The following is a 19,049-nucleotide window of genomic DNA, read 5'->3' as shown; positions in this document are numbered from 1 at the left end:
GCCATGGCCCTGCTTGATATTCGAAACCTCTCGGTCGATTTCGCGACCACCTCTGGCAAGTTCCGCGCGGTCGACGGCGTCGATGTCTCCGTTGATGACGGCGAGATCATGGCCATCGTGGGCGAGTCCGGTTCGGGCAAATCCGTCTCGATGCTGGCCATGATGGGGCTGCTGCCATGGACGGCGACGATCACTGCGGACGAGATGTCCTTCATGGGCCGGGACTTGCGAAAGATCAGCGCCAAGGAACGACGCAAGCTCATCGGCAAGGATATGGCGATGATCTTTCAGGAGCCAATGTCATCGCTGAACCCTTGCTTCACGGTAGGCTTCCAGATCAAGGAAGCGCTGCGCCAGCATATGGGGATGGGCCGCAAGCAGCGTCATGCTCGCGCGATCGAGCTGCTCGACATGGTCGGCATCCCAGAACCTGAAAAGCGACTGAATGTCTTTCCGCACCAGTTGTCGGGCGGGATGAACCAGCGCGTGATGATTGCCATGGCCATCGCCTGCAAGCCAAGGTTGCTAATCGCGGACGAGCCCACCACTGCGCTCGATGTGACCATTCAGGCGCAGATCCTTGATCTACTGACGGATCTGCAGAAAGAGACCGGCATGGGGCTGATCCTGATTACCCATGACATGGGCGTTGTGGCCGAAACGGCGGAACGTGTCAGCGTGCAATATGCGGGTCAGAAGGTCGAAGAACAGCCGGTAGTCGACCTGTTCGAAACGCCTCACCACCCTTACACCGCCGCTTTGCTGGCCGCGCTGCCCGAACGCGCGACCGAGCGGCATCTGCCAACCATTCCGGGTGTGGTTCCCGGCCAGTACGACCGCCCGCAAGGGTGCCTGTTCTCGCCGCGCTGCGCTTTTGCGGATGACAAATGCCGTGCGATCAAGCCGCCGGTGCAACCAGACGCGATGGGCCGCGCCCTGTGTCACTATCCGCTGAACGTCAAAGAGGAGCTTGAGGCATGAGCGAACCCGTCGTCGTCGCCAACAAGCTGTCCCGCCACTATGAAACCGGCGGCGGTGTATTCGGCAAACCCCAGATCGTGCGCGCGTTGTCCGAGGCGTCCTTCGAGCTTCGCCCGGGCCAGACGCTGGCCATCGTGGGTGAATCGGGCTGCGGAAAATCCACTCTCGCCCGTGTGGTCACGCTGATCGAGCCGCCAAGCGGCGGGGAGTTGACCATCGATGGCAAGCCTGCCCTACCGGAAAACTGGGCTTCACTGCGTCAATCCGTGCAGATCGTGTTCCAGAACCCCTATGGGTCGCTGAACCCACGGCACCGCATTGGTGCGATCCTCGAAGAGCCGCTGAAGATCAACCGCCCCGACATTCCCGCCGCGGAACGGGAAAAGAAGGCGCGCGAGATGCTGAAGCTGGTGGGCCTGCGCCCCGAGCATTTCGAGCGATACCCGCATATGTTCTCGGGTGGCCAGCGCCAGCGGATCGCGGTTGCACGTGCGCTGATGCTGGAACCCAAGGTGCTGGTGCTCGATGAGCCCGTATCGGCGCTCGACCTGTCGATCCAGAGCCAGATCCTGAACCTGTTGGTCGATCTGCAGGACCGGCTGAATTTGGCCTATCTGTTCATCTCGCATGATCTGTCGGTCGTGCGTCACATGGCCGATGACGTGATCGTCATGTATCTGGGCCGACCTGTCGAGATCGCATCGAAAGACGATCTGTTCAACGCACCGAAGCACCCCTACACCAAGGCTCTGCTTTCGGCGACGCCGATGGCGGACCCACGCGGCCAAAAGCAGCGGATCAAGCTGAAAGGCGAACTTCCCTCGCCCATCAACGTGCCGCAGGGCTGTGCTTTCGCACCACGTTGCTGGAAGGTGCAGGACAAGTGCCGCCAGACCCGCCCGGAGCTGGAAGGCAAGGTGCATCGCGCCGCCTGCTATTTCCCCGAGAACTAGCTTCACTGCAGCTTTTAATTCGAGCGTCGAAATTTTCATATCGACATCCCCTGCCCCGTCGCGCTATTTCCCGTAAGCAACCACGAGGATCACGGTACGGCGGGGAGGCCGGCCAAGGGGAGGAAGTCTATGAACGCGAATGCGACTTGCCTTGTTGCGGATGTGGGCGGCACGAATACCCGTGTGGCCGTGTTTGACGGCCAGGCAATCCGCGCCGACAGTGTAAGACGCTTTCGCAACGCCGATTTTCACGGGTTGGATGACGTCCTGCGCAAGCAGGTCAGCGATCTGGGCCTGGACAACCTTACCACAGCTTGTGTCGCGGTCGCAGGTCCCGTCGAAGACGGCGTCGGTCGTCTGACCAATCTTGATTGGGCGATTGACGCAGCCTTGCTGAAAAAGGCCACCGGAGCGGCGCAGGGCTATGTCATCAACGACCTGGAGGCACAAGGCCACGCGCTTGACGACGTGACATGGCAGCCGCTTCTGACCAGCGATGGCCGGCCGCTTGATCCCGATGGATCGCGACTGGTGATCGGCGTAGGCACGGGCTTCAACGCAGCGCCCGTTCATGGTCGTCCCGGTGCGCGTTCCGTGGTGCCGTCGGAATGCGGGCACATCTCTTTGCCGGTCTGGGATGAAGACAGCTATGCTCTCAGCCGTTGGGTCGCCGAGCGCTGCGAAGGGTTCGCCTCAGTCGAAGAGGTCCTGTCCGGGCGCGGTTTGCCCGCAATCTACCAGTTCTATTCCGGTGAAGAAGCACCTCGTGACGGCAAGGCCATCTTGTCGGAACTCCGAGAGCCTGGCGCGGAAACCGCACGCAGAAGCATCGACATGTTCTGCCACATCCTCGGGCGTGTCGCGGGGGATCTGGCGCTTGTTCACCTGCCACGCGGAGGGATCTACCTGATCGGAGGCATGGCCCGCGCGGTCGAGAACCTTCTCGCCGATCACGGTTTTGCCGAAGGTTTCCTCGACAAGGGGCGGTTTCGTCAATTCAATGCAGCGTTTCAGGTCTTTCTGGTAGATGATGACTATGCCGCATTGACCGGCTGCATGCGTTTCGCCGACAATCACGTCTGAAGAGCGCGTCCGACTGACCACCCGTGCATTTTTGCACAACTGAATAAATTCGCTACGCGTTCTGCGCACATAATTAGCGGTGCCCGCGCGCTTGTCAGCCGATTTTCGCGAAGGTATTAAACCGTTCAGTTCAATTACGAGCCGCAGGGCTAATCTCTTGATGGTGGAGCAAACCGCATGACACTCAATACGGCCAAACTCACACTCGCTGCCACGATAGTAGGTATATCCTGCGGCGTCGCCATCGCGCAAGACGCCCCGCCGCCAACGCCCGTCACAGTTGTGACACTGCAGGCCGAGGACACGACGCTGACGACGACCCTGCCCGGCCGCGTTGTCGCGTCTGCCGTGGCCGAGGTCCGCCCGCAGGTCAACGGAATCATTCAGGAACGTCTGTTCGACGAAGGTGCGGATGTCGAATTCGGCGACCCGTTATACAAGATCGACGACGCGACCTATGAAGCTGAATTGGCACAGGCCGAAGCCTCTGTTGCTCAGGCGCAGGCCAATCTGGACGCCACAACCAAAGAAGCGGAACGCTTCGCCACGCTGCTGGACCGGAATGTGACGAGTGCGCAGTCCTATGATGACGCCATTGCCGCCCGCGACGCGGCATCGGCAGGGCTGCAACTGGCGCAGGCACAACTGCAAACGGCCCGCATCAATCTGGACCGGACGACAATACGTGCGCAGCTGACCGGATCACTCGGGCGATCGCTGACCACGCAAGGTGCGCTGGTCACCGCCGGTCAAGCCGAACCGCTGGCAACGATCCGTCAGCTTGATCCGGTTTATGTCGACGTGACCCAATCGGCTGCCGACATCATTCGCTGGCGTCGCGGGCACACGGACCAGGAACTGGGCGATGCTGACCGCACGGTGGAGTTGATCCTCGCCGATGGCGCACCTTACGAGCAAACAGGCCAGTTGACCGCTGCAGAGCCGCATGTGGATGAGTTGACCGGCGTTGTCGTCCTACGTCTGGAATTCGACAACCCCGACCGGCTTCTTCTGCCCGGCATGTATGTTCAAGTCGAAATGCCCCAGGGCGTCGTCGAGAATGTCATTCTGGCGCCGCAAGAAGGTATTACTCGCGATCGCCGCGGCCAGCCGACAGCGCTGGTCGTCAATGACGAGAACGTGGTCGAACAGCGCATGCTGACCGTCCTGCGCGACAGTGGCAACCACTGGATCGTCACCGAAGGGCTGGAAGACGGCGACCGCCTGATCGTCGCGGGTTTTCAGAAGATCGCGGTGGGCGCGACCGTCGCCCCACAGGAACGCGGGGCCGAAACGACCGACGCCTCCGCAGCACAGAACTGAGCCGGAGTCCCCTGACCAATGGCACGTTTTTTCATCGACCGGCCCGTCTTTGCATGGGTGATATCCATCATCATCATGGGGATCGGGGTGCTTGCAATCCGCACTCTTCCCGTCGCCCAATATCCTCAGATCGCTCCCCCGTCGGTTAGCATCAACGCGGCTTATCCCGGCGCATCGGCAGATACTGTCGCCAACACGGTCACACAGGTGATCGAACAGCAGATGACGGGTCTGGATGGGCTGAGATACATCAATTCCAACTCGACATCGGCCGGCACGGCTTCTGTCACGCTCACCTTCGAAACAGGTACGGACGCCGACATCGCGCAGGTGCAGGTGCAGAACAAGCTGTCCCAAGCGACGTCACTTCTGCCCGAGATCGTTCAACGGCTCGGTATCAGCGTCAACAAATCGACGTCGAGCTTCCTCATGGTGGTCAGTCTGATCTCGGAGTCCGAGGACATGGATGACACCGATCTGGCCGACTACATCGTCTCCAACATGCAAGACGAGTTCAGCCGGATCGAAGGTGTCGGCGGTGTACAGATGTTCGGCGCGCAATACGCCATGCGCATCTGGCTGGACCCGTCCAAACTGGCGGCCTACCAGTTGACACCGTCAGATGTCGTCAATGCTGTGTCAGCTCAGAACGCACAGATTTCTGCCGGTTCCTTCGGTGATCTTCCCGCGATGGAAGGCCAGCAGCTGAACGCCACGATCACGGCGCAGTCGCTGCTCAGTACACCCGAGGATTTCGAACAGATCGTTCTGCGCGCCGAAACCGATGGCGGTTTGGTGCTTCTGCAAGACGTGGCGCGTGTCGAAATCGGCGCCGAAAGCTATAGCGCCATTGCCCGTTACAACCGCCAGTCTTCGGCTGGTATGGCGATCCAGTTGGCCACGGGCGCGAACGCGCTGGACACGGCGGAACGCGTCAAGGAACGGCTGGACGAATACGCGGAGTTCTTCCCCGAAGGTGTGTCATACGTCATTCCCTATGACACGACACCCTTCGTCGAAATCTCGATCCACGAAGTGGTCAAAACGCTGATCGAGGCGATCGTCCTCGTCTTCTTCGTTATGTTCCTGTTCCTGCAGAACTTCCGCGCCACGTTGATCCCGACGCTCGCTGTCCCGGTCGTGCTTCTTGGAACATTCGGAATCCTTGCGGTAATGGGGTTCACCATCAACACACTGACCATGCTGGCAATGGTGTTGGCCATTGGTCTGCTGGTCGATGACGCCATCGTGGTAGTGGAGAACGTCGAGCGGATCATGGAAGAGGAAGGCCTGCCACCGCTGGAAGCCACCCGCAAATCCATGGGACAGATCACCGGTGCGCTGATCGGCATCGCGTTGGTTCTGTCAGCGGTGTTCGTGCCGATGGCGTTCTTCGGTGGCTCCACCGGCGTGATCTATCAACAGTTTTCGATCACCATTGTATCGGCCATGGCACTGTCGGTCGTCGTTGCCCTGACACTGACGCCAGCGCTATGTGCGACGCTTCTGAAAAGCCCCGACGCGCATCATGACAAGACGCGCGGTTTCTTCGGCTGGTTCAACCGTGCCTTTGACGCCACGCTGGGGCGCTATGGTAACGGCGTCGGCTGGATGGTGCGCCGTCCTGTCCGGGTCTTCCTGATCTATCTGATGATGGTCGTTGCGATGGGCTGGATGTTCGTCAAGACGCCAACCGGCTTCCTACCCGAAGAAGATCAGGGCATCCTGATGACACTGATCCAGGGGCCGACCGGTGCGACCGCCGAGCGCACGCAAGATGTGGTCGAACAGGTGGAGGACTACTTCCTGAATGCCGAGGCCGAGAACGTCGAATCCATGTTCGGTGTGGTCGGCTTCAGTTTCGCCGGTCAGGGACAGAATATGGGTCTGGCCTTCGTCAAGCTGAAGGATTGGGAGGAACGCAAACGCCCCGATCAGAGCGTTCAGGCAGTGGCCGGGCGTGCCTATGGCGCGCTGAGCCAAATACAGGATGCGCTGGTTTTTCCAATCGTTCCCCCCGCCGTGATCGAGTTGGGCAATGTCAGCGGCTTCGACTTTTACCTGCAGGCCCGCAACGGTCAAACACATGAAGAGCTTCTGGAAGCGCGTAACATGCTTCTGGGAATGGCGGCGCAAAGCCCGCTGATCGCGTCCGCGCGCCCCAACGGGCTGGAAGACGCGTCCCAGTACAATCTGAACATCGACTGGCGTGCGGCCGGTGCAATGGGTGTGTCACCGTCTGATGTCGGGCAGCTTCTGAACGTCGCTTGGGCCGGGTCTTATGTGAACGACTTCCTCGACCGTGGGCGCATCAAGAAGGTCTATGTTCAAGGTGACGCCGACGCTCGCGCTACGCCTGAAGACATCGAACGCTGGCGCGTCAGGAACGCCAGCGGCGGATTGGTCCCCTTCTCGAATTTCGCGACGGGTGAATGGACCTTCGGGCCGCAGGGTCTGGCACGCTACAACGGTGTGCCCTCCATGCAGATTCAGGGCAGCCCCGCTCCGGGTGTGTCATCCGGTGAAGCCATGGCGGAAATCGAGCGCCTCGCAGAACAGCTTCCTCCCGGTTTTGCGGTGGCATGGACCGGTCTGTCACTCGAAGAGCGCGAGTCGGGCAATCAAGCGCCCCTTCTCTACGCGCTGTCACTGGCCGCGGTCTTCCTGTGCCTTGCAGCACTGTACGAGAACTGGGGCATCCCCTTTGCCGTTATGCTTGCCATGCCCATCGGTATTCTGGGTGCGCTATGCGGTGCTTGGCTGGGCGGCTTCGACAATGGTGTGTTCTTCCAGGTTGCGCTGCTCACCGTGGTCGGGCTTACCGGCAAGAACGCCATCCTGATCGTCGAATTCGCTCGTGACCGCCAGGATGCAGGCGAGCCGCTGCTTCATGCCGTGGTCGAGGCCTCCCGCCAGCGTTTCCGTCCGATCATCATGACCTCGATGGCATTCTCTCTCGGCGTTCTGCCACTTGTACTGAGCTCCGGTGCGGGTCGAGGCGGGCGGAATGCTATCGGCTCCGGCGTGCTTGGTGGGACGCTCTCCGCCACGATTCTGGGTGTGCTGTTCGTGCCGGTGTTCTTCGTCATCGTCCGCAGGATATTGTCACGTAAGTCCAATTGACGCGGATCGGGTTTAAGCCCCGGCAGCGAAACAGGCGGCACCCCGGCGTGACGTACTCCGGATTGTCGGACATGAAACTGCCTTGGCGAAGGGGGCGCCGAGGCAGTTTTCCATTTGCTGCTATCGCCGCTTGAAAGAACGGCCACGTCGAACCCATCTTGTCGGATACCGCGCTCCCACCAAAAACTTAGGCACGGCCATTCTCTCAGCAATCATACAATCCCGTTGAAGATGTAGGTCGTGATCATCGATTCCGAGACCGCCGGCGCGAGATACAAACATAGCCGGATCGGTGATTGGCGAAGACAGCCAGAAGGCCATGGCGGGTGCCAAGCTCAGAACAGATAACCAGCATATGACTTTTGCTGCGAGAGCGATGGCTGCGAAGAAGGCCTTGGGGCAGCCACGATCACCCAGCAACCACTTGAGGTTCGGCAGGCTGATCGCGCGTCCCTGACTGTCACAGATGGCTTGCAACTTCGCCGAGCTTTGGGAAAACAGCGCGCCATCCGGGCCTCGCTCAGCCGGAAGAGATCGGGCATGTCGCCGCTCGTTTGCCAAACGGTGAATCGCACTACCCGGTCGAAATCAATCTGTCCTGAGCCTTCTGTATCTCTACTTTGCTATGCTGTTGCTGTCAGGTGCCTTCGCAGAGGTCGCTGACGGGGCGGTATATGGCGTCCGAGCCTTGTGACGTCGGCCATGTTTCCTGGCGAACCAGCACCGTCTCTCTTCATCGTCTCGAACAGTTGAATGCGGCCGCCCAGGACCGCAGCGCAGAAGGCAGAGAGCACGAGCGAGGCATCACATGATCAGATCATTGGCATAGATGTCAGCCGCGACTGGCCGGATGTTCACTGTCTACCGGAACGCCAGAGGCTGCGGCTGCCCGATACCGGGATAGCACGCAACCGTCTTGCCGAGCAGGTGCGGTCGGCCGGCGCATTGTGTGCTTCGAGCCCACCAGCCGGCAGGGGTGGCGTCTGTGGTTCGTCCCTGATGAAGCTTGTGGGCGACACCGCAATTGTCGCCCACAAGCTCGTCACAATCGCGAATACGCTGTGCAAAGTTCGCCAGGAATGGCCCGCTCGACCTGCCAGACAAGTACAGTTGCTAGCTATCCTGCTGAATCGCCTCTTCCATCGCCTCCGCCAGCGATTCCGCGCGGGCGGCAAGTTCGGCGATACTGTCTTTCACCGTCGACGGAATAACCGGAACTTCGACCTTCTGCGCAGGCCGTGCATTGAGTTCCTCAATCAGGGCTTCCTGTGACGCCACCTTTTCTTGCAACGTCCTGATTTGTTCATCCACGCCAGCCATGCGGTCGGCCAGCATCAGGCCGGACATCAGCAACATGCGCGATTCTGGCATGCGCCCCATCTGATCGGAAAGTGTCGCTGCTTCCGCGTCAAGCATGGCTGCAGCGGCCTCGAGAAACTTCTTCTCACCTTCCTGACACGCGACTTCGAACTCGCGGCCACCGATTGAAATATTCACCTCAGGCATGTTGTGTGTCCTCCACCAGCGGCTTCAGTGATGACAGGATGCTTTCCAGTTCAGCCCGGTCCGCCTGACGCGCGGCCTCCAGCGCCGCGAGTTCCTGCTTCAATCCGTCATTAATGAGATCGGCGTCCGAAATACCCGCCTCGCATGCGTCGCGCAACGCACGGTTGTTCTGACGCAGCTGACCGTTCACCTGCTTGAGCTTGTGCAAGGTCAGTTCCAATTCGCCAATGCGGGCCTGCAAATCCTCGACCTCGCCGCGCGACACCGGATCGGCTGTTGTGGATTCGACCACCGGCGCTTCAACCATTGGCGCTGGTGCGGAACGCAGATCGTGCAATTCTCCGGCGAGCCGTTCGTTTTCCGCCTGCGCACTTTCCAGCGCTTCCAGCGTCACCGACAATTCGGTTTTCAGCGCCTCGGCATCGGCATCCGGAGCGGCAGGTACATCGCCGACAGGCGTTGACTGCGCGAACGCGTCCCGCTCCTGTTCTGCCGCATCCGCGCGCGCATGTGCCTGTTGCAACGCGCCCTGCTGCTGCGAAAACGCATTGCGCATCCGTTCCAGCGCACCGATTAGTCGCTGCTCCATTTCGGTGAGTTCGCTCATCGCCTGTCGTCCCCCGACTGCCTGTTCTTGTCGGACAGCACCCTATGCAGAATGCGCCGCGTTGCAACTTATGTAACCCAAGGATATGAACCGCGCAAACCGTGCCTTGCGCAACGCAATTCCTGCGCAGGCGAGCCCTTGCCGGTAGCTTGACCTTGATCTTCGGGCGCGAGTTGCTAAAGCAGGCGCTCAGAGAAGCCAATTTATCGCTACGGCACGCCCCGTGCCGCGCCATTCAGGAGCCTGTCCCGTGAACCTTGAAGCCCTGCGCGACCGCAACCCCGACCATTGGATGAAAGCCGCCGCGATCCGCGCGCTGACCCTCGACGCCGTTGCGGGCGCCAATTCGGGTCACTCCGGGATGCCGATGGGCATGGCTGACGTGGCAACAGTGCTGTTCGAAAAGCACCTGAAATTCGACGCGGCCAACCCTAACTGGCCCGACCGCGACCGGTTCATTCTGTCAGCCGGTCACGGGTCGATGTTACTCTATTCTCTGCTTCACCTGACGGGGTACGCGCAGATGCCCATCGAGGAAATCAAGAATTTCCGCCAATGGGGCGCGCGGACGGCCGGTCACCCGGAATACGGCCATGCCGAAGGCATCGAGACGACCACCGGCCCGCTGGGCCAGGGAATCGCGAACTCGGTGGGCTTCGCGCTGGCCGAAGAAATCCTGCGTGCGCGCTACGGCAAGAAGATCGTCGATCACTTCACCTATGTGATCGCGGGCGACGGGTGTCTGATGGAAGGTGTCAGCCAGGAAGCGATCGCGCTGGCAGGCCGCCAGAAGCTGTCCAAGCTGATCGTGTTCTGGGACAACAACAACATTACCATCGACGGCGAAGTCAGCATTGCCGACAAGACGGACCAGATTGATCGCTTCCGTGCGTCTGGCTGGTCGGTGTTCGACTGCGACGGACATGATCCGGAAGACATCGACCGTGCCATCGACGCAGCGAAAAAATCCACCAAACCCTCCATGATCGCCTGCAAGACGCATATCGCGCTCGGCTCGGCGGCGCAGGATACGGCCAAAGGACACGGTGCACTCACGGACCCGCAAGTCGTTGCCGACACAAAAGCTGCCTATGGCTGGAAGTATGGCCCTTACGAGGTTCCCGCCAACATCAAGTCTCAATGGGAAGAGATCGGCCGGAAAGGAGCCGGTGCTCAGGAAGAATGGTGCGCCCGCTTTGCCGGTCTTTCGGTCACCAAGCAGGCGGAGTTTACCCGCATTCTCGGCCGCGACCTGCCGAAGAAGCTGCCCGCCGCGATCAAGGCACTGAAGCGTCAGTATGTCGAAAGCAAGCCCAAGGTCGCGACCCGCAAGGCCAGCGAAATGGCGCTCGAAGTTATCAACGAGATCATGCCCGAAACCGTTGGCGGCTCGGCTGACCTGACCGGGTCGAACAACACGAAGACGGCTGATCTGGGTATCCATGACATCGACAACCGCAACGGCCGCTATATACATTACGGCATCCGTGAACATGGTATGGCTGCAGCGATGAACGGCATGGCGTTGCATGGCGGTATCCGTCCCTATGGCGGCACCTTCATGTGCTTCACCGACTATGCCCGCCCGGCCATGCGCCTGTCCGCGCTGATGGGAATCCCTGTCACCTACGTCATGACGCATGATTCCATCGGGCTTGGCGAAGACGGCCCCACCCACCAACCGGTCGAGCACCTGGCCATGCTGCGGGCGACGCCGAACAGCCTGACCTTCCGCCCGGCCGACGCCACGGAAACGGCTGAAGCCTGGGAAGTCGCGCTGGAGCAGAAATCCAAGCCATCCGTACTGGCGCTGTCGCGTCAAGGGGTGCCCGCCGTGCGTAAGGACTACAAGACGAAGAACCTCGTCGCGCAAGGCGCCTATGTGCTGGCAGAAGCCGAGGGCAAGCGTCAGGCCATTCTGATCGCGACCGGCACCGAGGTTTCCGTCGCACTGGAGGCTCGTGATATCCTTCAGGCTGAGGGTATCGGCACCCGCGTGGTGTCCATGCCCTGCATGGAGTTGTTCGAGCAGCAGCCCGAAACCTATCGCCGCCGCGTCCTGCCAGCAGGCCCCGTTCGCGTTGCGATCGAGGCCGGTGTCCGCCAGGGCTGGGATCAGTGGTTGCTGGGTGAGCGTGGCAAGTCCGGCAAAGCGGCCTTTGTGGGCATGGACGGCTTCGGCGCCTCCGCACCGGCCGAGGTGCTGTATGAGCAGTTCGGCATAACGGCTCAGGCAACGGCTGCCAAGGTTCGCGAGTTGCTGGGCAGCAAGTAATCATCCAAACGCCCGGGTGTGCGCTCGGGCGTTCAATATTCGACATACGGTCACTTCGAAAGTAACGTTAGGGCACATACAGTTTCCTTGCCCTCAGGTGATTGAAGGTCAGCGCGCCTGACTATACCTCATGCTCATCCAAGACATACCGCCCGCGTCCGGGCTACGCGAAACACCGACCTGCTCGTCGATGGCCGCGCATCTGTCACTATTGATATTGGAGGTAACCCGCATGAGTGCCATCAAAGGCTCTATCGAAGAGATCTGGAGTCGCCTGAACCCGGCCGAACCCAGCACAGCTTATCTGGCAAAGTTTCTGGGCGTCGCAGTCTGCCTTTTCGCCTTTGCCCTCTATATCGGTAGCCACTGACTGACACTCAACGCGGGTAGCTCAGCCGCCCCCCCGTCAAAGCCCCCGGCGCGCCGGTGGTATCCGGCCCGCTGATCGCCAGTTCACGCACATTGCGCATCGCCATATAGGCAAAAGCCTGCGCTTCCAGCATGTCGCCGTTCAGTCCCACCGTCTCGACGGGCTCGACAATACACCCGGACAATTCAGCGATGCGGCGCATCATCCGCGGGTTCTTGCGCCCCCCGCCCGCAACCAGAATCTGCGCAGGCGGCCTTGGGCACCACCGCACTGCATTCGCCACACCCAGAGCTGCCGCCTCGACCAGTGTTGCCGCCGCATCCGTGTCATCCAGCGGACTGACGTCCTCGACAAGTTCTGCGAAATCATTACGGTCCAGGCTCTTGGGCGGAATACGGCAGAAATACGGGTTCGCGATGAAGCGCTTGAGCGCATCGGAAGATACTTGACCGCTGCCCGACACCTCGCCGCCTTCGTCGAAGGGTCTGCCGAAGCGGGCCATCATCAGATCGTTCAGCGGTGCGTTGGCGGGCCCGGTGTCGAAAGCCAACATAGCGTCCGATGCGAAAGGATCGACTGCGTTGGGGTCGACATAGGTCAAATTTCCCACACCACCGAGATTGAGAAAAACGACGGGCTCCGTCACCCCGACCCACCGCGCCAGCGCGAAATGATAGACAGGGGCCAGCGGTGCCCCCTCGCCTCCCGCATGCACGTCCGCGGTCCGGAAGTCCCACACCACCGGCAATCGCAGCGCAGTTGCCAGCGCCTGCCCGTTGCCTGCCTGATACGTACCCTGCCCGCGCGGCTCATGAGCCAATGTCTGGCCATGAAATCCGACCAGCTCCGCTCCCTGAAGCTCTCGCAACACTTCGACATGGGCCTGTTCCACGATGCGCGCGGCTTCGTCGGTGCCTGGATCCCCTTGCCACCGGTTCAGCGCGGCGCGCAGAACCTTTTGTTCCTCCGCGCTATAGGGACGATAGGCGTGCGCCCCGAAGTCCAGAACCTCGACGCCATCGGTCAGGAGCATTGCCACATCGACCCCGTCCAGCGACGTGCCTGACATCGTGCCGGCGACCCAGACCGCGCGATCTTCCCATGCAGTCTTTCCCTTCATGCCCCGACCCCCTATAAGCTGCGCACGTTCAAATACGGATATGTAACCATGACCTACCACCCGAAATCCGAGTTCCTCAACATAATGATCGAACGCGGCTATCTGGCGGACTGCACTGACCTGCAAGGGTTGGACGACGCGCTGATGGCCGGGGTGGTGCCGACCTATATCGGCTATGACGCCACGGCGGCGTCGCTGCATGTCGGACATCTGCTGAACATCATGATGCTGCGCTGGTTGCAAAAGACCGGCCACAAGCCGATTACGCTGATGGGCGGCGGCACGACGAAAGTGGGTGATCCGAGCTTCCGTTCCGATGAACGGCCACTGCTCGGCCCTGACCAGATCGCAGCGAATATCGACGGGATGCGCAAGGTTTTCGCCAGCTACCTGTCCTATGGCGACGGGCCGTCAGACGCGCTGATGCTTGACAATGCCGAATGGCTGGACGGGCTGAACTACCTGGAATTCCTGCGCGATATCGGCCGGCATTTCAGCGTCAACCGCATGTTGTCATTCGAAAGCGTCAAGTCGCGGCTGGATCGGGAACAGTCCCTGTCCTTCCTCGAATTCAATTACATGATCCTTCAGGCCTACGACTTCCTGGAACTCAACCGCCGCTATGGCTGCATGTTGCAGATGGGCGGCTCGGACCAATGGGGCAACATCGTCAACGGGATCGACCTGACCCGTCGCGTGCTGGATCGTGAGATCTATGGCCTGACCTCGCCGCTCTTGACCACCTCGGACGGTCGCAAGATGGGCAAGAGCCAGGGCGGCGCGATCTGGCTGAACGGCGATCTGCTTGCGACCTACGACTTCTGGCAGTTCTGGCGCAACACCACTGATGCGGATGTAGGCCGCTTCCTGAAGCTCTACACCGAGCTTCCGGTCGATGAATGTGAACGTCTCGGCGCGCTGGAAGGGTCGGAAATCAACGAGGCCAAGATCCGTCTGGCCAACGAGGTGACCACGCTTCTGCACGGAGCAGACGCCGCAGCCGCGGCCGAAGCCACCGCGCGCGAGGTTTTCGAGAAAGGCGGCGTGGGCGATGACCTGCCGACGTTGACACTGTCCGGCGATGAACTGGGAGATGGCATTTCCATCGTACAGCTGATCGTTCGGTCGGGCCTTGCCAGGACCGGCAAGGAAGCCAAGCGCCTGATCGCGGACAATGGCGCGCGCCTCGACGATGCGCCAATCACGGACGCCGGCCTTATGATCGACGCAGGCGCTCTGGCCGCGCCGATCAAGCTGAGCGCCGGCAAGAAACGTCATGCGCTGGTGACGCTGGCATCCTGACGCGTTATCCTGCGGCGACCCTGACCCTTCCGGGGTCGCCAAGGCAGGACTGTCATGAGCAGAGAGGCCGTAAACGCAATTTGCGCCACATTTCCCGGAGCGGAGGTCTCCGACCCATGGGGTGGCGGGCATGATGCATGGAAGGTAGGAGGCAAGATGTTTGCCTGTATCGGCGCGATGAATGACGGAGTATCCGTCAAGACACCGGATATCGAGACCGCAACGATGCTGATTGATGCAGGCGTGGGTGAACGCGCACCCTATTTCCATCGAAGCTGGATCAAGCTGCCTTGGACGACCACGGAAGATGAGCTTCGCCACCGGCTCGCCGTGTCTTACGACATCGTGCGCAACGGTCTGACGAAGAAGGTTCAGGCCAGCCTAGCGCCGCGCGAAGGCTGACCTGTTAGGCGCGCGGATTAGTCTGTTACGGAAACAGAAGCCATGCGATCGGGATCGCCGGTCACCGCGCCATTGCCACCCGTGCCGCGTTTGATCTGATCGACAACGTCCATGCCTTCGGTCACGCGACCGATGACAGTGTATTGACCGTCCAGATGCGGTGCAGGCGCGAACATGATGAAGAACTGAGAGTTCGCGCTGTTCGGGCTCTGCGCTCGCGCCATGCCGACAACACCACGCTCGAACGTCTCGTCGGAGAATTCGGCGTCCAGATTGCCGTGATCCGACCCACCGGTCCCCGCGCGACGCATGTCGAAGGTTTCATCCGTCGCATCGCCAAATTCCACGTCACCCGTCTGGGCCATAAACCCGTCGATCACGCGATGGAAGACGACGCCGTCATAAGCGCCCTCTTCTGCCAGCGCAGTGATCTGCGCGATATGCTGCGGGGCGACGTCCTCGAGCAGGTCGATATGAACCGTCCCGTTGGCCTGCCCTTCGACCACGATGTCAAGACCCGTCGCGAAAGCCGGTGCCGCCGCGAGGGTCAACGCTGTTGCAAGGAGCGCCTTACGCATCGGCGGCCACCTTCATGCTGATCATGCGATCGGGCTCCGCAGGCGGCTCGCCACGGATGATCGCATCAACATGTTCCATCCCCTCGATGACACGACCATAAACTGTGTATTGCCCATTCAGGAAATGGTTGTCGTTGAAGTTGATGAAAAATTGCGAGTTCGCGCTGTTCGGATTGGCCGAGCGTGCCGCACCAAGAGTGCCGCGATCATGGGGCAGCTTGGAAAATTCTGCGGGCAGGTCAGGAAGATCGGAACCGCCTGTCCCGGCCATGCGGATATTGAAGTCGTTTTCCATGTTGCCATGTTCGACATCACCCGTCTGCGCCATGAAACCGTCGATCACACGGTGGAACGCCACATTGTCATAGGCACCGGAACGTGCCAGTTCCTTCATGCGTTCGCTGTGCTTGGGGGCCACATCGGGCAGCAGTTCGATCACGACACGACCATCTTTCAGTTCGACGATGATCGTGTTCTCCGGATCTTTGATCTCGGCCATGCTATTCTCCTTCAATCCGAGTTTGCGCGGACCCTATGGCGAGTGCCGTCAAAACGGAAGGGTCAATGCCAGAAACTCGTTGACCACGGCGGGAATCTGCGGTGCAAACACGCGACGGAACCTTACCGGAAGGAAGAAACATGGGCTGGAAGACACTCGACGATCTCGATCTGAACGGCAAAACCGTACTGACGCGGGTGGACATCAACGTGCCCATGGCGGACGGTGCCGTGACGGATGCGACGCGGATCGAACGGATCGTTCCCACGGTCAAGACCATCATCGCACAGGGCGGAAAGCCGGTGCTGCTGGCGCATTTCGGCCGCCCGAAAGGCAAGCCCGTGCCAGACATGTCCTTGCGCCACGTCCAACCAGCACTGGAGGATCATCTGGGCGTGCCGGTAACTTTTGCCGAAGACTGTGTTGGCGTCGCGGCACAAGCAGCCGTCGATGCCTTGTCGCCAGGGACGGTGCTGCTGCTCGAAAACACGCGCTTTCACGCCGAAGAAGAAGCCAACGACGCCAATTTCGCCGCGCAAATAGCCGAGCTGGGTGACATCTACTGCAATGATGCGTTTTCTGCGGCGCATCGCGCTCATGCCTCGACAGAAGCGATCGCGCACAAGCTGCCGTCCTGCGCCGGCCGTCTTATGCAGGCAGAGCTCGAAGCTCTGGATGCGGCCCTGGGAAATCCCGAACGTCCGGTGCTCGCTGTCGTTGGTGGTGCCAAAGTATCGACCAAGCTGGAATTGCTCCACAACCTCATCGACAAGGTTGATACGCTGGTGATCGGCGGCGGCATGGCCAACACATTCCTGTTTGCCAATGGCATAGAAATCGGCACCTCGCTGGCCGAAAAGGACATGGCAACCACGGCCAAGAATATCGTCGAAAAGGCCGCGGCAAAAGGCTGCGAGATCATCCTGCCCAAGGACATCGTGGTTGCGCGCGAGTTCAAGGCCGGCGCGGCCAATGAGACCCTGCCAGTCGATCAATGCCCGACGGACGCGATGATACTCGATGCTGGGCCGGAAACGGTAGCGCTGGTTGAAAACAAGCTGGCAGGTTCGAAAACCGTGGTCTGGAACGGCCCCTTTGGTGCCTTTGAAATCCCACCATTCGATGCCGCAACCAAAGCAGCGGCGCAGACCGTGGCAAAGCTGACGCAGGACGGTAAGCTGACCTCCGTTGCGGGTGGCGGTGATACGGTTGCGGCGCTAAACGCGGCTGGCGCGGCCGATCACTTTACCTATGTTTCCACGGCTGGAGGCGCATTCCTTGAATGGATGGAAGGCAAGACTTTGCCGGGCGTCGCGGCATTGTCGCAGTAAAAACCGCCTTTTAGCGCTAACGTCGTGACAATCGCGCGACGTTAGCGTTCACAGTGTTGTCGTCTGTCTGTGTTGGTTTTACCACGCGGTAAACAGCTTGAAAGGCGGCACATGAAAACGACACGTATCGTTCAGAACATCCTGAAAAACTATGAAGGCGAAACGCCGGGTGTGAAAGCAAAGCTGCACGGCATGCTGATGCACGGCAAGCTCGCTGGTACAGGCAAAATGATCATCCTGCCCGTCGATCAGGGGTTCGAACATGGCCCCGCCCGCAGCTTTGCGGCCAACCCGGGTGGCTATGACCCACACTACCATTACCGTTTGGCAATTGATGCAGGACTGAATGCCTATGCAGCGCCCCTGGGAATGCTGGAGGCGGGCGCAGACACCTTTGCGGGACAGATTCCGACGATCCTGAAAGCCAATTCCGCCAATTCCCTGATGTCCGGCACCGCAGGCAAGAACCAGGCTGTCACCGCATCCGTCGACGACGCGCTGCGACTTGGCTGTTCGGCTGTAGGATTCACGATCTATCCGGGATCGGACATGGCGCTCGATATGTTTGAGGAAATCCGTGAGATGCGCCGCGAGGCCGCGTCCAAGGGTATCGCCACCGTCATCTGGTCCTATCCCCGCGGCGAAGCGCTGGATAAAGACGGCGAAACCGCCATCGACATCGCCGCCTATGCTGCACAGATCGCGGCGCTTCTTGGGGCGCATATCATAAAGATCAAGCTCTCCACGGATCATCTGTCGCTCGGCGAGGCAAAGAAGGTCTATGAGGCCCAGGGAATCGATGTGGCCACTCAAGCTGCGCGCGTGCGTCACTGCATGCAGTCCGCCTTTGATGGTCGCCGGATCGTGATTTTCTCGGGCGGCGCGAAGAAGGGGTCCGACAGTGTCTATGACGACGCGCGCGCCATCTATGAAGGCGGTGGCAACGGATCCATCATAGGACGCAATAGCTTCCAGCGTCCGCGTGCAGATGCGCTCGATATGCTTGGCAAGCTGGTCGATATCTACCGCGGCAAGGCCTGATAGGACCGTGACCGAGTTGCGACAGTCGGCCCGCCCTACTGTTGCAGCGGGATTCACTTATGTATCGGTTGGTGCGACTATAGTCGCAACAGCCAGCAAAGCAGAGGCGTGAAGTGACGTGAAAAAATCAGGCGGATTTGGTTTTCTGGTCTACTTCACGTTGACGCTTGCGCTCGCGTTCTACTTTTCCTTCGCGGCCATTAGAGGTGATCTTGGCGTGCTTGAACGCATGAGCATCGACGCCGATCTCGCGCAGTTGGAGGAGGAGCGCGACCAACTGGCCGATCAGGTGGCTTATCTGCGCAACCAGACGCAACGCCTGTCCGATCGTTACCTTGATCTGGACCTTCTGGATGAACGCACCCGAGTCGTTCTGGGCATGATGCGGTCTAACGAGATCACCTTGCGCTAAGTTCGCGCGCCGAGAACACCGGCATCTCCTTCAGATATTTTTAAAGAAGCGAGTCGTTTTTCGCTTTGACCCTACATTTCGTAGGCGTCAACATCAAAAACCACCACAAATTGCGATTTTTTCCGTTGACGCAACGGCCATTG

17 protein-coding genes are annotated in these 19,049 nt (G+C 60.2%); 12 read left to right on the top strand and 5 right to left on the bottom strand.

Going from position 1 to position 19,049, the window contains the following annotated elements; translation table 11 throughout:
* The first annotated feature begins 3 nt into the window (after window positions 1–3).
* The 5 genes from FPZ52_RS03245 to FPZ52_RS03225 all read left to right on the top strand — a co-directional run bounded on the left by FPZ52_RS03245 (window position 4) and on the right by FPZ52_RS03225 (window position 7,463).
* On the top strand, window positions 4–981 hold the full coding sequence (locus FPZ52_RS03245) for an ABC transporter ATP-binding protein (protein WP_146363659.1): 978 nt from the start codon (window positions 4–6) through the stop codon (window positions 979–981).
* Window positions 978–1,934 (top strand): ABC transporter ATP-binding protein, encoded by a 957-nt coding sequence (locus tag FPZ52_RS03240; protein WP_146363657.1) that lies wholly within the window; start codon window positions 978–980, stop codon window positions 1,932–1,934. The genes FPZ52_RS03245 and FPZ52_RS03240 overlap by 4 nt, the downstream gene beginning before the upstream one ends.
* Window positions 1,935–2,063: 129 nt before the next feature.
* Window positions 2,064–3,017, top strand: a complete 954-nt coding sequence (locus FPZ52_RS03235; protein WP_146363655.1) for a glucokinase — start codon at window positions 2,064–2,066, stop codon at window positions 3,015–3,017.
* 177 nt (window positions 3,018–3,194) lie between these two features.
* Window positions 3,195–4,340, top strand: a complete 1,146-nt coding sequence (locus tag FPZ52_RS03230) for an efflux RND transporter periplasmic adaptor subunit (RefSeq protein ID WP_146363653.1) — start codon at window positions 3,195–3,197, stop codon at window positions 4,338–4,340.
* Between the two features lie 18 nt (window positions 4,341–4,358).
* Complete coding sequence (locus FPZ52_RS03225; protein ID WP_146363651.1) at window positions 4,359–7,463, top strand: efflux RND transporter permease subunit; 3,105 nt, start codon at window positions 4,359–4,361, stop codon at window positions 7,461–7,463.
* A gap of 1,113 nt (window positions 7,464–8,576) precedes the next feature.
* Here the strand turns inward: FPZ52_RS03225 and FPZ52_RS03215 are convergent.
* A complete protein-coding gene (locus FPZ52_RS03215) occupies window positions 8,577–8,969 on the bottom strand; it encodes a cell division protein ZapA (RefSeq protein WP_146363647.1) in 393 nt (130 codons plus the stop codon).
* The gene (locus FPZ52_RS03210) at window positions 8,962–9,576 is read right to left on the bottom strand and encodes a GumC domain-containing protein (protein WP_146363646.1); all 615 of its coding nucleotides are present in this window, start codon (window positions 9,574–9,576) and stop codon (window positions 8,962–8,964) included. Before FPZ52_RS03210 ends, FPZ52_RS03215 begins: the two co-directional genes overlap by 8 nt.
* 250 nt (window positions 9,577–9,826) lie before the next feature.
* On the opposite strand from FPZ52_RS03210, the gene tkt reads away from it, so the two are divergent.
* Both tkt and FPZ52_RS18855 read left to right on the top strand, forming a co-directional pair.
* Entirely contained in the window at window positions 9,827–11,851 is a 2,025-nt protein-coding gene (gene tkt / locus FPZ52_RS03205; RefSeq protein WP_146363644.1) for a transketolase, read from the top strand.
* 232 nt (window positions 11,852–12,083) lie between these two features.
* Window positions 12,084–12,221, top strand: a complete 138-nt coding sequence (locus tag FPZ52_RS18855) for a hypothetical protein (protein ID WP_168201254.1) — start codon at window positions 12,084–12,086, stop codon at window positions 12,219–12,221.
* A 7-nt stretch (window positions 12,222–12,228) separates the two neighbouring features.
* Here the strand turns inward: FPZ52_RS18855 and FPZ52_RS03200 are convergent, their stop codons facing one another.
* A complete protein-coding gene (locus FPZ52_RS03200; protein ID WP_146363642.1) occupies window positions 12,229–13,341 on the bottom strand; it encodes an anhydro-N-acetylmuramic acid kinase in 1,113 nt (370 codons plus the stop codon).
* Window positions 13,342–13,389: 48 nt separating this feature from the next.
* On the opposite strand from FPZ52_RS03200, the gene tyrS reads away from it, so the two are divergent.
* Complete coding sequence (gene tyrS / locus FPZ52_RS03195; RefSeq protein ID WP_146363640.1) at window positions 13,390–14,643, top strand: tyrosine--tRNA ligase; 1,254 nt, start codon at window positions 13,390–13,392, stop codon at window positions 14,641–14,643.
* Window positions 14,644–14,697: 54 nt separating this feature from the next.
* On the top strand, window positions 14,698–15,045 hold the full coding sequence (locus FPZ52_RS03190; RefSeq protein WP_146363638.1) for an MmcQ/YjbR family DNA-binding protein: 348 nt from the start codon (window positions 14,698–14,700) through the stop codon (window positions 15,043–15,045).
* A gap of 17 nt (window positions 15,046–15,062) precedes the next feature.
* On the opposite strand, the gene FPZ52_RS03185 is transcribed toward FPZ52_RS03190, so the two are convergent.
* Complete coding sequence (locus FPZ52_RS03185; protein WP_146363636.1) at window positions 15,063–15,623, bottom strand: peptidylprolyl isomerase; 561 nt, start codon at window positions 15,621–15,623, stop codon at window positions 15,063–15,065.
* Entirely contained in the window at window positions 15,616–16,122 is a 507-nt protein-coding gene (locus FPZ52_RS03180) for a peptidylprolyl isomerase (RefSeq protein WP_146363634.1), read from the bottom strand. Before FPZ52_RS03180 ends, FPZ52_RS03185 begins: the two co-directional genes overlap by 8 nt.
* A gap of 140 nt (window positions 16,123–16,262) precedes the next feature.
* On the opposite strand from FPZ52_RS03180, the gene FPZ52_RS03175 reads away from it, so the two are divergent.
* The 3 genes from FPZ52_RS03175 (at window position 16,263) to FPZ52_RS03165 (ending at window position 18,906) form a co-directional block, all read left to right on the top strand.
* Window positions 16,263–17,453, top strand: coding sequence for a phosphoglycerate kinase (locus FPZ52_RS03175; RefSeq protein WP_146363633.1), 1,191 nt, complete (start codon window positions 16,263–16,265; stop codon window positions 17,451–17,453).
* Window positions 17,454–17,564: 111 nt separating this feature from the next.
* The gene (locus tag FPZ52_RS03170) at window positions 17,565–18,494 is read left to right on the top strand and encodes a class I fructose-bisphosphate aldolase (protein ID WP_146363631.1); all 930 of its coding nucleotides are present in this window, start codon (window positions 17,565–17,567) and stop codon (window positions 18,492–18,494) included.
* A 118-nt stretch (window positions 18,495–18,612) separates the two neighbouring features.
* Entirely contained in the window at window positions 18,613–18,906 is a 294-nt protein-coding gene (locus tag FPZ52_RS03165; protein ID WP_146363628.1) for an FtsB family cell division protein, read from the top strand.
* Window positions 18,907–19,049 lie beyond the last annotated feature (143 nt).

Source organism: Qingshengfaniella alkalisoli (assembly GCF_007855645.1).
Taxonomy (GTDB): domain Bacteria; phylum Pseudomonadota; class Alphaproteobacteria; order Rhodobacterales; family Rhodobacteraceae; genus Qingshengfaniella; species Qingshengfaniella alkalisoli.
The sequence above is the reverse complement of the archived record's forward strand: the minus strand, read 5'-3'. Positions and strand labels throughout refer to the sequence as shown.